This is a genomic window from Microseira wollei NIES-4236, assembly GCF_020521235.1.
Lineage (GTDB): Bacteria > Cyanobacteriota > Cyanobacteriia > Cyanobacteriales > Aerosakkonemataceae > Microseira > Microseira wollei.
This window is the reverse complement of sequence record NZ_BLAY01000215.1, coordinates 1-14,799: the sequence shown is the minus strand read 5'-3', so window position 1 is coordinate 14,799 and position 14,799 is coordinate 1. Positions and strand designations below refer to the sequence as shown.

General features: G+C 46.3%; 12 protein-coding genes and 2 pseudogenes. 10 read left to right on the top strand and 4 right to left on the bottom strand.

Annotation, left to right across the window (positions count from 1 at the left end; all coding sequences use genetic code 11):
- Positions 1-279: 279 nt before the first annotated feature.
- Positions 280-456, bottom strand: a complete 177-nt coding sequence (locus MiSe_RS42075) for a hypothetical protein (protein WP_226592064.1) — start codon at positions 454-456, stop codon at positions 280-282.
- A gap of 938 nt (positions 457-1,394) precedes the next feature.
- Here MiSe_RS42075 and MiSe_RS42070 point away from each other — a divergent pair.
- The 8 genes from MiSe_RS42070 to MiSe_RS42035 all read left to right on the top strand — a co-directional run bounded on the left by MiSe_RS42070 (position 1,395) and on the right by MiSe_RS42035 (position 10,917).
- On the top strand, positions 1,395-2,774 hold the full coding sequence (locus tag MiSe_RS42070) for a CmpA/NrtA family ABC transporter substrate-binding protein (protein ID WP_226592062.1): 1,380 nt from the start codon (positions 1,395-1,397) through the stop codon (positions 2,772-2,774).
- A gap of 144 nt (positions 2,775-2,918) precedes the next feature.
- A complete protein-coding gene (ntrB, locus tag MiSe_RS42065; protein WP_226592060.1) occupies positions 2,919-3,746 on the top strand; it encodes a nitrate ABC transporter permease in 828 nt (275 codons plus the stop codon).
- Between the two features lie 432 nt (positions 3,747-4,178).
- Positions 4,179-6,179 carry an ABC transporter ATP-binding/substrate-binding protein gene (locus tag MiSe_RS42060; protein WP_226592058.1) on the top strand — a complete coding sequence of 667 codons (2,001 nt, stop codon included), beginning with the start codon at positions 4,179-4,181 and terminating at the stop codon, positions 6,177-6,179.
- 118 nt (positions 6,180-6,297) lie between these two features.
- Positions 6,298-7,164 carry a nitrate ABC transporter ATP-binding protein gene (locus tag MiSe_RS42055; RefSeq protein WP_226592056.1) on the top strand — a complete coding sequence of 289 codons (867 nt, stop codon included), beginning with the start codon at positions 6,298-6,300 and terminating at the stop codon, positions 7,162-7,164.
- 406 nt (positions 7,165-7,570) lie between these two features.
- Positions 7,571-8,443, top strand: coding sequence for a DUF6671 family protein (locus MiSe_RS42050; protein WP_226592054.1), 873 nt, complete (start codon positions 7,571-7,573; stop codon positions 8,441-8,443).
- 423 nt (positions 8,444-8,866) lie between these two features.
- Positions 8,867-9,571: an LmeA family phospholipid-binding protein gene (locus MiSe_RS42045; protein ID WP_226592052.1), complete on the top strand. Its 705-nt coding sequence runs from the start codon at positions 8,867-8,869 to the stop codon at positions 9,569-9,571.
- A gap of 237 nt (positions 9,572-9,808) precedes the next feature.
- Positions 9,809-10,039 carry a hypothetical protein gene (locus MiSe_RS42040; RefSeq protein ID WP_226592050.1) on the top strand — a complete coding sequence of 77 codons (231 nt, stop codon included), beginning with the start codon at positions 9,809-9,811 and terminating at the stop codon, positions 10,037-10,039.
- Positions 10,040-10,311: 272 nt separating this feature from the next.
- On the top strand, positions 10,312-10,917 hold the full coding sequence (locus tag MiSe_RS42035) for a glycosyltransferase (protein WP_226592048.1): 606 nt from the start codon (positions 10,312-10,314) through the stop codon (positions 10,915-10,917).
- 5 nt (positions 10,918-10,922) lie between these two features.
- Here the strand turns inward: MiSe_RS42035 and tnpA are convergent, their stop codons facing one another.
- Positions 10,923-11,324, bottom strand: a complete 402-nt coding sequence (tnpA, locus tag MiSe_RS42030) for an IS200/IS605 family transposase (protein WP_226592046.1) — start codon at positions 11,322-11,324, stop codon at positions 10,923-10,925.
- A 67-nt stretch (positions 11,325-11,391) separates the two neighbouring features.
- On the opposite strand from tnpA, the pseudogene MiSe_RS42025 reads away from it, so the two are divergent.
- Both MiSe_RS42025 and MiSe_RS42020 read left to right on the top strand, forming a co-directional pair.
- Positions 11,392-12,602, top strand: a pseudogene (locus MiSe_RS42025) (RNA-guided endonuclease InsQ/TnpB family protein).
- Positions 12,603-12,642: 40 nt separating this feature from the next.
- Complete coding sequence (locus tag MiSe_RS42020) at positions 12,643-13,353, top strand: glycosyltransferase (RefSeq protein ID WP_226592041.1); 711 nt, start codon at positions 12,643-12,645, stop codon at positions 13,351-13,353.
- On the opposite strand, the gene MiSe_RS53305 is transcribed toward MiSe_RS42020, so the two are convergent.
- Both MiSe_RS53305 and MiSe_RS42010 read right to left on the bottom strand, forming a co-directional pair.
- Complete coding sequence (locus MiSe_RS53305) at positions 13,313-13,558, bottom strand: fatty acid desaturase (RefSeq protein WP_226592039.1); 246 nt, start codon at positions 13,556-13,558, stop codon at positions 13,313-13,315. The two genes, MiSe_RS42020 and MiSe_RS53305, sit on opposite strands and share 41 nt — an antisense overlap.
- 987 nt (positions 13,559-14,545) lie before the next feature.
- Positions 14,546-14,799, bottom strand: a pseudogene (locus MiSe_RS42010) (hypothetical protein); the annotation flags it as partial.

Sequence of the window (14,799 nt, the reverse complement as noted above, 5' to 3'; positions counted from 1 at the left end):
CCGCCTGGTAACGCAAAGGCTCCCGCCTGGTAACGCAAAGGCTCCCGCCTGGTAACGCAAAGGCTCCCGCCTGGTAACGCAAAGGCTCCCGCCTGGTAACGCAAAGGCTCCCGCCTGGTAACGCAAATCTAGAGGCAAGAGCCTCTGAAGAGATCGGGAGGCTGATTTACAGCGGTTTTCCATATGGGTGCAACAAAACATTGTAGGGACACGGCATCCGAAAAACTTTGAGCAATGCGACAAAACTTACTGATGCCTTGTCCCTACCCCCCGCAACCGCTAATACAGCGGATTGCCATCTTTGTGAGGTACAGCAAAAGGAAGACTTTTGCAGATGGGGAAGACTCTTGAAGATTTGGAAGATGGGGAAGTAATTACTTCTACTTCTTTATCTCCATCATCTCCATCACCTCCATCACCTCCATCATCTCCCTCGTCTACCTCATCCGAGTGCAACCCGCTATAATTTTTTCTATAAGCTAAACTTTTACCAAAGTCAACTAGAAATTATTAGTTTTTAGCCAAATTAGGTAAGAATGCTCATTTATAAAGAATGGGTAAATCGGTAATAATACTGAGCGAGTCGGGTGAGAGGGCGGGCGATCCCAAAGGTTCAGTATGACTAAGAAATCCTTTGGCAATAAGCCCTGCAACCAGTCAAGTTAGTCCAAACCCGGTTTCGGGGATAAGAGATCTATCAACCTATCTCTTTTGGTAGATGCGATCGCAAATTAATTGTGCGCCTATCGAGTATTTTCCTTGGACATCGAGTAGCAATGTACGGCTAATTCTCCGTAAAAACATCGCTGACAATAGGGTCAAATTCTCGTTTGAATCGAAAACAGCGCTATCCCTCGTCTGAGGTAAATATGGCTTTGCCAGCCGTTGCCTCTGGTTTCTGCTATTGTTCAATCAACCCAATCCATAGATTGAAATCTATGCGAAACATAAAACAGGTAGACGATAGTAAAAAATACTTATCGTAATCATTTAATTTTTCTTTTATAATTTGGTTCAACGATTGAACCACTAACCTCCTTTAGGTGCTAAATTTACATTTAACGAATGCAGTCGCTACGGCTGTAACGGACTTCACTAACCAAAAGCGGTTAATGCAACTGCATTAGCGATCGCCATTGCCAAATAATAGCCGCCAACCTATAGCAGGTTTTGCGGCTGGCTCATACTAACCAAGCGTTAAATACAGACCTTACATGAGGTTTTTGTATTAACTTGGTTGGCGCGGATAGCGATTTGCAGTTGCAATTCCGAAGATAACTACCTACAGATAGCGCTAAAGCTAATTCACGCCCTAAGCGTCTTTCCAGGATAGAGGTTCTATAAATCGAGTTCCCCAATCAAAAGAGAGAAGAGGTAAGAGGTAAGGAGAGGTTATGAGTCAGTTTTCCAGTCAAGTTTCTCGGCGTAAATTTCTTGTCACTGCTGGAGCATCCGCTGTAGGTTCTGTATTACTCAAGGGCTGTTTGGGAAATCCTCCTACAGATAACGCCGGTACGGGTACGGTGCCAACAACGACCAGCCCTGCTGTTGTTCCGGCTGCCAATATTAACCCGGCAGATGCACCAGAAACGCCTAAAGTCAAGTTGGGTTACATCCCGATTGTAGAAGCAGCGCCTCTAATTATTGCTAAAGAAAAAGGCTTCTTTGCCAAGTATGGCATGACGGAAGTAGACGTATCTAAGCAAGCCAACTGGGGTTCTGCTAGAGACAACGTAGAAATTGGCGCGGCGGGGGGTGGCGTCGATGGCGGACAGTGGCAGATGCCGATGCCTTACCTAATTTCTGAAGGCAAGATTACCAAAGGCAAGGCCAAAATTCCCATGTATGTGTTGGCGCAGTTGAATACCCAAGGAAATGGGATAGCAGTCGCATCCAAACACAAAGGTAAAATTGGACTGAAACTCGACGGGACAAAAGCGCTCTTCGCTCAGCTTAAATCCACCAACGCCCAATTCACCGCCGCCTATACATTCCCTGGAGTTAACCAAGATTTCTGGATTCGCTACTGGTTCGCCGCAGGCGGAATTGACCCCGATGCGGATGTGAAACTGCTAACCGTACCCGCCGCCCAAACTGTGGCAAACATGAAGACGGGAACGATGGATGCCTTCAGTACCGGCGACCCCTGGCCCTATCGGATTGTCAAAGACGGCATCGGTTACATGGCAGCTTTGACCGCAGAAATTTGGCCCGACCACCCCGAAGAATATTTAGCCATTCGTGCAGATTGGGTGGATAAACATCCCAAAGCTACCAAAGCAATCCTCAAAGGTTTAATGGAAGCCCAACAGTGGTGCGACGATTTTAATAACCGCCAAGAAATGTCACAAATTCTCGCCGGTCGGAATTACTTCGGCGTGCCAGTAGACGTGTTGATAAATCCGTTCCAAGGCATATACGAGATGGGCGATGGTCGCAAGATTGACGATAAAAAAATGGCGACCTACTACTGGAAAGACGCCCGAGGCAGCGTGTCCTATCCTTACAAGAGTCACGACCTTTGGTTCATGACCGAAAGCGTTCGCTGGGGCTTTTTGCCACCAGATACTTTGACGAATGCTAAGACAATAATCGATAAAGTCAACCGGGGAGATCTGTGGGTAGAAGCAGCGAAAGAAGCAGGAATTGCGGCTGCGGATATTCCTACCAGCGACTCCCGTGGTGTAGAGAAGTTTTTTGATGGCATCAGCTTCGATCCAGCCGACCCCACGGCTTACCTCAAGAGCTTGAAAATCAAGAAAGTGCAAGTTTAGCTAATGGCGTTCCCAGGCAGAGCCGTGGTCACGAGGCTAATGGCTAATGGCTAATAGAAAAAAGCAATTAGCAATTAGCAATTAGCAATTAGCAATTAGCAATTAGCAATCACCAATTAACCTGTTTAGAGGAGAACGATCTCAATGACTACAGTTCAAAGACGCGGTGCTAACCGGAATGACTTTGTATCGCAGCTGCAAAAACAGTTACCCGATTTGATTCCGCCGATTATAGCGATCGCTGCTTTTCTATTTGTGTGGCAGCTATTTGCTTGGCTTCCGGGTGCAACCTTACCCGGCCCGGTACAAATTTTCGCAGATAAAGATACGCGGGATTATATTTTCTATCCTTTCTTGGACAGAGGCGGTACAGATAAAGGATTGTTTTGGCAAATCCTCGCCAGCTTACAACGGGTGGCAATTAGCTACACTTTAGCTGCCATTGTCGGCATTGGCTTGGGCATTTTGATTGGGACTAATAAAATGATGAATAAAGCTTTAGACCCAATCTTCCAGTTGCTGAGAACCGTACCCCCTCTAGCTTGGGTGCCGATCTCGCTGGCAGCTTTACGTCAAAACGAACCAGCCGCTCTGTTCGTGATTTTTATTACCGCAATCTGGCCTATCTTAATCAATACGGCAGTGGGCGTGAAGAACATTCCCCAAGACTACAACAACGTCGCCAAGGTTCTCCAACTAACTAAAAAAGAATACTTCTTCAACATTCTGATTCCCGCTGCACTGCCTTACATTTTTACTGGATTGAGAATTGCAATTGGGTTAGCTTGGTTGGCAATTATCGCGGCAGAAATCGTCATGTCAGGTATTGTTGGAATTGGATTCTTCATCTGGAACGCTTACCAAAATAACGCAGTAACAGAAGTAATTGTGGCTCTAGTTTATATCGGCGGAATAGGTTTGATTCTAGACAAGTTCATGGTGTGGCTGGAATCGAAGATTATCCAACAATAGTCAATGGCTAATGGCTAATGGCTAATGGTTAATGGCAGCGAATTACGCAATTAGCAATTAGCAATTAGCCATCACCAATCGCTAATGGCTAATGGCTGGTTAATGGCAGCAAAGAATTACGCAATTAGCAATTAGCAAGTAGCCATCACCAATCGCTAATGGCTAATGGCTAATGGTTAATGGCAGCGAATTACGCAATTAGCAATTAGCAAGTAAAAGGCTAATGGCTAATGGCTAAGGGCAGCGAAGTAGGCAGTTAGCAATTAGCAATTAGCCAAGAGCTAATGGCTAAGGGCAGCGAAGTAGGCAGTTAGCAATTAGCAATTAGCCAAGAGCTAATGGCTAATGGCAGCGAAGTACGCAATTAGCAATTAGCAATTAGCAATTAGCAATCACCAATTACCAATCACCAATTACCAATTACCAAACGCCATGTCTGTTTTTGTAGCTGTAGACCAAATCGATAAAGTATTTGACCTATCCGGTGGAGGTCAGTACATCGCGCTCAAGGGAATTGACCTCCAGATTAAAAAAGGGGAATTTGTCTCCTTAATCGGTCACTCCGGTTGCGGGAAATCCACTTTATTAAACATGATTGCCGGTCTGGATTTGCCCAGCGAAGGCGTCGTGACCTTGGAAGGGCAAAGGATTACCAGACCGGGACCAGACCGGATGGTAGTATTCCAAAACTATTCGTTATTGCCTTGGCGTACAGTCCGGGAAAACATTGCCCTCGCTGTGGACTCGGTGATGACTGGGATGTCCGTTGACCAGCGTCGGGATATTGTAGAACGGCATATTGATATGGTGGGGTTGCGTCCCCACGCTGATAAATCCCCCACTATGCTATCGGGGGGACAGAAACAACGGGTAGCGATCGCGCGCGCCCTAGCCATTCGCCCCAAACTCCTGCTACTGGACGAACCCTTCGGTGCGTTGGACGCCCTAACGCGGGGTAATCTGCAAGAGCAATTGATGCAAATCTGCGAAGAAAACGAAGTCACCGGCGTTATGGTGACTCACGACGTGGACGAAGCGGTGCTGCTATCTGACAAAATTGTCATGCTCACCAACGGCCCAGGATCTAAAATTGGTCAAATTCTGGATGTAGACATTCCCCGTCCCCGCAAGCGGATGGAAGTAGTAGAACACCCCAGCTACTACAGTTTGCGCAGCGAAATGATTTACTTCCTCAACCAACAAAAACGGATCAAAAAGATCCGGGCGCAAAAAACAGCAGTTGTGGCGCGTCACGGTTTAGAAAAAGTCAACCTGTCGATTGGTTTCGTTCCCCTAACCGCTTGCGCCCCCGTCGCTATTGCTAAAGAAAAAGGCTTCTTTGCCAAACACGGTCTAGATGAAGTCAGTCTGGTGCGCGAAACCAGCTGGCGCGGTATCGTGGACGGCATCTCGGGAGGATATTTAGATGCAGCCCAAATGCCATCGGGAATGCCTTTGTGGTTAACCTTGGGCGGTAACGACAATCGCCCCACGCCAACGGTAACTTCCCTGACGATGTCGCGCAACGGCAACGGGATTACCTTGTGCAAGCGCTTCTACGACCAAGGGATATACTCGCTCAAAGAATTCAAGCGGATGTTGCTGGAATTTCCAGCGAGTCAGCACAGAATGGGAGTCGTGCATCCCTCCTCGATGCATAACCTGCTGCTGCGCTACTGGCTGGCTACTGGCGGCATCGACCCCGACCAGGACGTGCAATTGAAAAATATCCCGCCCGCCCAGATGGTGGTGGACTTGCAAGGGGGAACGATCGACGGTTTCTGCGTCGGCGAACCCTGGAACACCCGCGCCGCAATGGATGGAGTCGGATTCACCGTCGCCACCGACTTGGAAATTTGGCCCGGACACCCAGGAAAAGTCCTCGGCGTGCGGGAAGAGTGGGCAGATGCTTATCCCAACACCCACGTCGCCTTAATCAAAGCGTTGTTGGAAGCTTGTCGCTATTGCGCCGATCCGGCACACGAACAAGAGGTGTGCAAGATTCTCGCCGACCGGGAATATTTAAGTACCGATGTTTCTTACATCCACTTAGGCACTCCTGAAAGCGCTAGCTGTAGCTTGGATATCCCGATGCGCGAATACGGGCATCACCTATTCTATGGCGAAGGCGTTAACCGTCCTAGCCGTACCGAGCAACTTTGGCACATGACCCAGCTGGCACGTTGGGATCACACGCCGTTCCCCAGGAACTGGGTGGAAATTCTAGAACGGGTTTCTCGCGTCCGCGCATTCAGCATCGCAGCACGAGAATTAGGTCTGGTTGATATTAGTTACAATCAAGGCAAAATTAAACTGTTCGATGGCTCTACCTTTAATACCGAAGACCCGATTGCCTATCTCAACAGTCTAGAGATCAAACGCGATTTCAGCATTGCAGAAATTGCGATCGATTTCCGACCTACTGCTGCTTAGTCAACTGACAAAGGGCGGGTTTAGATAAACTGTCGATGATTGCATAGATAGTTGGTGAAACCCGCCTCTACACAAAGACAAACTAAACTCTGTCCATCTCACTAAATTAACTAGACCAATGGTTAACCGCCCTCTAAGCTATACCGATAGCAAAACCAGCTACACAACCCGTCGTTCAGCACCAGCTACCAGCAGGCGCGAGGCTTTCCTGTCGATTGAAAATGTCAGCAAAGTTTATCCAACTAAGAATGGCCCTTTCACGGTTCTCGATGGCGTTAACTTAAGGGTAGATGAAGGCGAGTTTATCTGCGTCATCGGTCACTCTGGTTGTGGCAAATCCACGCTGTTGAACATGGTATCGGGTTTCGCTTTCCCGACTGAAGGTGAAGTGCGACTGCAAGGAAAGCAGATTACCCAACCTGGACCCGACCGGATGGTGGTGTTCCAAAACTATGCCCTATTGCCTTGGCGGACTGCTTTTGAAAATATTTATTTAGCGGTTAATGCGGTTCATCCGAATAAGTCGGAAGCCGAAAAAAGAGACATTGTGCGGAAAAATCTCAAAATGGTGGGATTGGAAGATGCCGCTGAGAAAAAGCCACCGCAAATGTCTGGGGGTATGAGACAGCGGGTTTCGATTGCTCGTGCTTTGTCAATTCGCCCTCAAGTGTTGATTCTCGACGAACCTTTTGGTGCGTTGGACGCGATTACTAAAGAAGAATTGCAGGAAGAATTGCTCAAAATCTGGGCAGAGCAAAAATGCACCGTGTTGATGATTACTCACGACATCGACGAGGCGCTATTCTTAGCAGATAAGTTGGTGATGATGACCAACGGCCCTGCGGCTAAAATTGGGGAAATTATGGAGATTCCCTTCTCGCGTCCGCGCGATCGGGCTCGGATCATGGAAGATCCAACTTACTATAAGCTGCGTAACCAGGCTTTAGACTTCCTCTACCACCGTTTCGCTCACAGCGACGACTAAAGGAATTTGAGATTGCAGATTTAAGATTGCAGATTTCAAATTGAAATCTGCAATTTTCCATTTAAACAGAACTTACGCAAAAAATCTAAACGTAGGGTGTGTTAGCGATAGCGTAACGCACCATGATACCATATTTAACTCAAGTTGCTAGTTATCTCTCTGGGAGCGGCTAATGGCTAATGGCGAGATTGGTAAAAATCCAAGATTAGCAATTAGCAATTAGCAAGCTGGCAACGCCAAAGTTTATAACTAGCAACTTGCGTTATTTAGTGTTATTGCGTAAGTCCTGTTTAAATTGAACCAGTAATTACACGGTGGTTGCGGTGCGTTACACTTCGTTAACGCACCCTACATTTAAAATGTTTTCCATCTAAAATCTGAAATCTCAAATCTAAAATCAGTTGAGATGCCACACAAAATCATTGCAGAATTATTCAGCAACCGCGTGGGAGTCCTGGCGACCATGCACCAAAAACAACGGGTGATGGCTCCGATTTTGTCGCGGGAATTAGGAATTACTGTTTTAGTACCAGAAAATTTTGATACGGATAGATTCGGGACTTTTACTAGAGACATAAAACGCGCCGGAAGTCAAGTAGAAGCCGCGAGATTTAAAGCTATTGCGGCAATTGAAGTGACGGGGGAAGCGATCGCATTCGCCAGCGAGGGTACTTTTGGCCCCCATCCGCAACTTCCCGGACTTTCTTTAAATCGCGAAATTGTAATTTTTATAGATAAAAAGCACGAAATAGAAATTATCGGTCAGTCAGCTTGTTTAGAAACTAATTTTAATAGTAAAACCGTTCAGAATATCGCTCAAGCCTATGCATTTGCCAAACAAGTAGGCTTTCCGGAACATGGACTCGTTGTGATGGTTAATAAACCAGCGGAAAATCAACCTCAAATTATTAAAGGAATTGTCAGCGACGAACAGTTAATTGAAGCTGTAACCTTGGGATTGAGTCAGTCGCGGGATGGTAGCGTGCAGATTGAGACAGATATGCGCGCGCATTACAATCCGACTCGGATGAAAAATATCGAAAAAGCTACCCTCGATTTGATTGGGAAAGTTAACCAACTTTGTCCCCAGTGTTCTTGGCCTGGTTTTGATTTAGTTGACAGGAAAATAGGATTGCCTTGCGCTGTTTGTAGTTTTCCTACTGAAATGACGCTGGCTGTTATTTATCAATGCAAAAAATGCGGTTTGGCCGAAGAAAAATTATTTCCAGAAGGGAGAGAAACCGCAGATCCAGCACGGTGTTCTTATTGTAATCCTTAGGAAGAATTTTTATAGAATGAACCGCGTTCGCGAAGCGTGCGCGCCAGCGCTTAGACGCGTTAGCGTTCGCGCAGCGGCGCGGATGCGCAAGAGCGATTCAAGGGTAGCGAATTAGGACGCGAAGGAAGAGAGAAGAAGAAGTAGATAAGTAGGTGCAGGTAAATAAAGTGAAAATAGTTATATAAAGATAGGGCAGGCAGGATGCCCACCCCACAAAGCTTTCAACTCTCTTGTGGGATGGGCGTCTCGCCCGTCGGGTGTTCAGTTTATTTATACCTACCTACTTAATTGTAGCGAGCGCAACAATTGGCAAGCATGGGGAAAATACGACTGAGCAAGCGAGCTTGTAACAGTTAGCTTTGAGAAATTATCCTGAGAAAATCCAACTTTGGAGAGGTTGAGAAATGATGCAAATTACCTAACATGAAGGCGAAAATCAGCGCCGGAACAGAAATTAGCGTGACGCAAGACAAAGGCAATTTTGGGGAACAGACAGTCAACAAATTGATTGAGATCGTATTGTCGAGGTTGTTAGACGCAGAAAGTATCCAAGTCCGGATCAAAGCCAAGCTGAAGCAATTGGCACGTGGCGAAAAGGAGGCGATCGCAATTGAGATGTCCGGTTTTCTGGTGCGACGCCACCTGCGAGTTGCACAATTCGAGTTGAATATCGGTTCTGTTGCTGTCAACATCCAAAATGCCATCCGGCGCAAGATTGAAATGCTGCATCCCTCAGAAGGTTGGTTGCGAATGGTGGTGACTCAAGAACAGTTGACGAGTTCGCTACTTGCTGAATTATCACCTTCCCAGGAGCAGATCGAGTGTCAGTTAAGGGCAGATGGTGCGATCGCATTTTATTTCATAGCTGGAGAAAATCAGGTAGCCACTTACACTAAACCCCGAATTGAGCCAGACGGCAATGGGGTTGTTCTTGAACGATGCCGCTTCGAGGGTAAGGAAGCACCCGAAGAGCTTGCACCCGCTGCGATCGCACAAGTGGCGCACATCTTGAGCTTGGGCGATCTCACCAATCGCGGCACAAGGTTTCACATCCAACAGATTGATATTGAAGCAGGTAAGGCTACAGTGCAAGCTAACGCGCGCATCGAGCAATTTCCATCTGCGTGAATTACCCCCGCTATACTCGCTCATACCCACAACTCTGTTTTTAAACGAACCGCCAAGACGCCAAGAACGCCAAGAAGAAGAGAGAGAATCAAGGGGGCTATCCTTGTGGATTTGGTATCACTGGTGCTTGTATTTACCATAACTCTGGGATTTAAAGAGACTCATTCATTGGATAGAGAAGTACTGGCGATATCACACCTCATTGGTTAGAAGTAAAAAATCGTCTTGCTATCTAGGATGAATTCAGAAGCAACAGTTAAAGAGCGAGAAATTATCATGAGCGATCGCACCAATTCCCAAGAGCCACAATCCACCACTAATACTAGCGGTAATCAAGATATCGAACCGCAAGATCCACAACCCGAATCCGGGTTTGTCGATTGCCAAGAACTGATGGAAATTCGCCAAAGTTCCCCCACCAATCCACGAGTGAATGACAAAGCTGAAGCTAACCAGTCAGAAGCATAATTATCCAACAAATTGCTCTTCTCCTACCCTGAAGGGTAGGGCGTGACAAACCAAGCCTGCCTACGCAGGCTTTTAGTCCGCGCAGGCGGACTTGGTTTGTCACGCCGCACCCTTCAGGGTGGCGGTGCTTGGTGTTCGTATGGTTAATTGTAGGGGCGGGTTTTACCCAAAGCGTTTGATTTTAAACGAATTGTATTTATAAACCCGCCCCGCCGTGGGATGGCGATGCCAGCGGACACAATCTCAAAATTAATTTGGCTAACCTTAAAAAAATGACTCATTTTGGTATTATCTGTCCTCCCTATCCAGGGCATTTGAATCCGTTGTCTGCACTCGGACGGGAATTACAATCTTGCGGGCATCAAGTTACATTTCTGCAAATTCCCGATCTGGAATTAAAGGTGCGATCCGAAGGGTTGAATTTCTATCCGATTGGGGAATCTACCTATCAACCGGGAACGATGGCGCAAACCTTGATCGAACTGGCGAAATTTAGCGAGTTGAAAGCGTTGCAGTATTCGGTGAAATTCTGTCAGCAGGAAATGGCAGAAACGATTTGTCGGGATGCGCCAACAGCGATCGCAGATATCGGCATCGAAGCGTTGTTAGTCGATCAGCTGGAAATTGTCGGTGAAACCGTTGCGGAAGGGTTGGGATTGCCGTTTATCTGCATTTCTTCGGGGCAGGTTATTCATCGTCGCCCAGATGTGCCGCCGTTCTTCACACCCTGGAATTACCAGGATACCCTGTGGGCGAGGCTGCGGAATCAAGCAGCATACTACCTGCTAGATCGGGGTTGTCAGCCGATTTTGCAAGTTATAGAATGTAACGCGAAAACCCCGCGTTTTTTAAACCGGGGTGACCGCGCGAGACTTTAGTCTCGCTAACCTTTTTGTTGTTCAATGTATCGCTTCACAGTCTCCGTACAGACATTGCCAGCGGTCGAGACAAAGTAGCTAGGAGTCCATAGGGTTGGTAATTTGAGCAATTCTGGAAACTCTTTCCTCATGTGGTGGGACGCACGCCCCTTAATTTTTCTCATAATATCTGCTGGTGCATCCGTAGGCTTGACATTGAGAAACAAATGAACGTGGTCAGGCATTACCTCCAAGGCTATAACCTGCCAACGATTTTCATTGGCGACCTCGTAAATAATGTCAGTCAAGCGTCTACCTACATCTCCAACTAGCACAGCCTTTCTGCGTTTTGGAATCCAAACAAAGTGGTAATTGAGTAGCGATACCGCGTTGCTTTCATGACGATAATCTTGCGAATTGAATTTCATAATGTCCTTGACACCTGTATGCAAAGACTGTAGCCTAAACACAGGTCGAGACAAAAGGGACTCAGAAATGCTGGTTCTAGAGTACAAAGTCAAAGGTAAGCCAAATCAGTATCAAGCGATTGAGGAAGCTATACGCACTGTCCAGTTCGTTAGAAATAAGTGTATTCGTTACTGGATGGATGCGCCCAAAGAAGCAAAAATCAATGGCTTTGCCTTAAACAAGTATTCCACAGAACTACGCAACGAATTCTCTTTTGTTCTTGACCTAAACTCAATGGCAGTTCAGTCATCTGCGGAACGTGGATGGTCTGCAATTTCCAGATTTTACGATAACTGCAAATCCAAAAAACCAGGCAAAAAAGGTTACCCCCGTTTCCAAAAAGACAATGCAAGGGTTGAGTACAAAACATCAGGCTGGAAGTTACATCCTACCCTTCGGCGCATAACCTTTACTGACAAGAAAGGGATTGGCGAGCTAAAGTTACTTGGGTCTTGGGATATTCATACTTACCCAATTAAGTCAGTTAAGCGGGTAAGATTGGTGCGTCGCGCCGATGGATTTTATTGCCAGTTCGTCATCAATGTTGAGGTAAAAGAGCAGCTAGAACCAACGGGAAATATCATCGGCCTAGATGTAGGACTGGAGTATTTCTATACCGATTCCAACGGACACCAGCAGGAAAACCCGCGATTTTTAAGGAAAGCCGAAACTAAAATTAAGCAAGCCCAACGCCGGATCTATAAGAGGGAAAAAGGTAAGAACGGACGCCGCAAGGCACGAAAAAGATTTGCCAAGAAACATCTAAAAGTAAGTAGGCAACGGAACGAACACGCCAAGAGACTGGCGAGAAACGTATGCAGGTCTAACGACTTAGTAGCCTATGAAGATTTAGTTGTTCGCAATATGGTCAAGAACCACTGTTTGGCTAAGTCAATTAACGATGCTAGTTGGACGCAATTTAGACGGTGTCTTGAATATTTTGCTGGCAAATTTGAACGTGTTGCTGTCGCAGTTAACCCACAATACACCAGCCAACGGTGCAGTAATTGTGGCGCGAACGTCAAAAAATCTCTATCAGTTCGCACCCATATTTGTAAGTGTGGATGCAAGTTGAATAGAGACGAAAATGCGGCAATTAATATTTTAAATCTTGCTGGAGCAAGCTAGGGGCGGGCAGCCCCGAAGTAACGCGCTCCGGAGTTGGAACCTCTACTCTTCTTGGGGCAACCCTGGTTGAGCAAGTTCTGACGTTGAGTACAGAATCCCCCGCTCTTTAGACGGGGGAGTGTCAATAACGAGTATCGGCAAAAGTGGAAGTTGCCTCCCTACCATCACATCTACGCTTCTAATGCCCGACTTGCCCACATAAGTCAGCAGGTAGCGGCTTTTGATTTTCCCATCCCTGATTTACCCAAGCACTTGCATTACGTTGGACCGCTACGGAATGCTTCTGGCAAATCCGTTTCTTTCCCGTTTGACCAACTAACCGGACAACCTTTGATCTATGCTGCCCTAGGCAGCGTGCAAAACACCAAACGCGATGTTTTTCGCTGCATTGCGGCGGCATGCTTTGGATTGGACGTGCAACTGGTAATTACCCACGGAGGCGGGATGGATGCAGCAGGTGTGGCAGAACTTCCCGGAAATCCCCTGGTGGTTGAATATGCTCCCCAACTCGAAGTAATCTCAAGAGCGAGTTTAACGATTACCCACGCCGGACTAAACACGGTTCTCGATTCCCTCAGTCATGGAGTCCCCCTGGTGGCAATTCCGATTACGTTTGAGCAACCGGGAAATGCGGCGCGCATTCGCCAGACGGGTACCGGCGAGGTGATTCCCGTATCGCGCTTGAGTGAAATTCAATTGCGCCAGACAATTGAGCGGGTATTAACTCAAGAGTCTTATTTGCACAATGCCCAGAAGATTAAGAGTGCGATCGCTCAGTCTGGCAAAGTAAAAAAAGCTGCCACAATCATCGAACAAAGTCTCAAGTCTGAGTCAAATCAGCTATCCGCCGCTTACGGATGATTGGCAATTGCCACCAGGGAACCTCAGGATACTCATGGTGTTCCTCGTGATAGCCAAAATGATAGCAGGTAATAAACGACCAGAACGTTGAGAGGGAATTACTCTGGCAACGGTGAGGATTTGTATATCCTCCCTCTTCCGGTGTGGCAGAAAAGTCCCGAAGTAAAACAACTGGACCGAACTTAAAAGTGATGTAATTACCCAAAATAAAAACATATTTTGTTCGGCGAAAATCGAAAAATGTTGCAGCCAGTTAAAGATTCTCGATAATCCAGCTATTTGAATATAGCTAAAGTATCTGCTTAAAAATTTAAAATCCCAAAACAACAAATTACCAGACTGAAAGTCTGGAGCGACTTCCCTCGTTGGATGGCGATGGTGTAACCAATGATTTTTCAAAAGTTTTTGATACGAGAATAGGGCGTAAAGATAAACTGCCACCGCTCCAATGAAATGATTGATTTTGAGATTTTGAGGAAAAAGCGAACAGTGCATCGCATCGTGAGCGGTAATGAATAGACCTGTGTAGAGGAAGGTTTGAGTTGCGCTCGCAGGAATTATCCAGAAAATCTGAAGCTTGGAGATATCCAGGGAAAGCAAAAAAATCAGGCTACCTGCCCATAGCCCAATGATAGTCAACCCAATCGCGATTCCCTGGATTGAATGTTCGCTATTAATCAATTCTTTCTGATGCATATCGGTCACATCTTGTGACACAATATCTTCATAAAATCCACTATTATGTTGCATAAATTAGCCCATTTTTGCCAATGAAAACTCCAATAGCGAGCAATACAATGGTTCCATCCACCGCTAGAGTTAATTTAAAAATAGGCTGAAATGCTATATTTGTGGGAATTTAATGTATCGATAAATACGAAAAAACTTGCAATTGCCTGACCTGGATTGCAAAGGGTTTGTATCTATCCTCACAATCGGTTGTAACATCTTTGGCTGAAAGAACAGGTCGAACGCGCTTCGCCAGTTATTCCCATCCCACCGGAAGAATATCTATTTAAGGAACCGCGAAGCGCGAAGCGATTCGCGCTTCGCGAATTAGACGCAAAGGACGTCAAGGAAGAAGAGAGATAATATTGTAGCGTTAAGAAACTAATACAAGCACCTAAAAACAAGGCAAATAGGCTGATTTTTAGCAAAAATATCAGTTGAGGCTTAAGAGATATTTTTGAGGTTAATAGCTCCAAGGTTTGGCTCCAGATGTACCCCAAGCTTGAACCGCTCGTTGAGCTTGCTCGGCAAATACTTGCCCAATTAAGGTTGAATTGTTGCGAATTAATTTTCGCACGTTTTTAAAAGTCCAAGCAAACAAAGTAGTCGCGGTGCCTCGAAAAACAGATCGAATTAAATTAGCTATTGAACTAGCCAATTCTTCAACCATTTGCTCGCCAACTTGTTTGAGGATCCCAGCGCCTGCAACTTCGTTAA

Excerpts from the sequence above, each read along its gene's own strand:
- MiSe_RS42070 (WP_226592062.1), top strand. The coding sequence starts at position 1,395 with ATGAGTCAGTTTTCCAGTCAAGTTTCTCGGCGTAAATTTCTTGTCACT.
- ntrB (WP_226592060.1), top strand. The coding sequence starts at position 2,919 with ATGACTACAGTTCAAAGACGCGGTGCTAACCGGAATGACTTTGTATCG.
- MiSe_RS42060 (WP_226592058.1), top strand. The coding sequence starts at position 4,179 with ATGTCTGTTTTTGTAGCTGTAGACCAAATCGATAAAGTATTTGACCTA.
- MiSe_RS42055 (WP_226592056.1), top strand. The coding sequence starts at position 6,298 with ATGGTTAACCGCCCTCTAAGCTATACCGATAGCAAAACCAGCTACACA.
- MiSe_RS42050 (WP_226592054.1), top strand. The coding sequence starts at position 7,571 with ATGCCACACAAAATCATTGCAGAATTATTCAGCAACCGCGTGGGAGTC.
- MiSe_RS42045 (WP_226592052.1), top strand. The coding sequence starts at position 8,867 with ATGAAGGCGAAAATCAGCGCCGGAACAGAAATTAGCGTGACGCAAGAC.
- MiSe_RS42040 (WP_226592050.1), top strand. The coding sequence starts at position 9,809 with ATGAATTCAGAAGCAACAGTTAAAGAGCGAGAAATTATCATGAGCGAT.
- MiSe_RS42035 (WP_226592048.1), top strand. The coding sequence starts at position 10,312 with ATGACTCATTTTGGTATTATCTGTCCTCCCTATCCAGGGCATTTGAAT.
- tnpA (WP_226592046.1), bottom strand. The coding sequence starts at position 11,324 with ATGAAATTCAATTCGCAAGATTATCGTCATGAAAGCAACGCGGTATCG.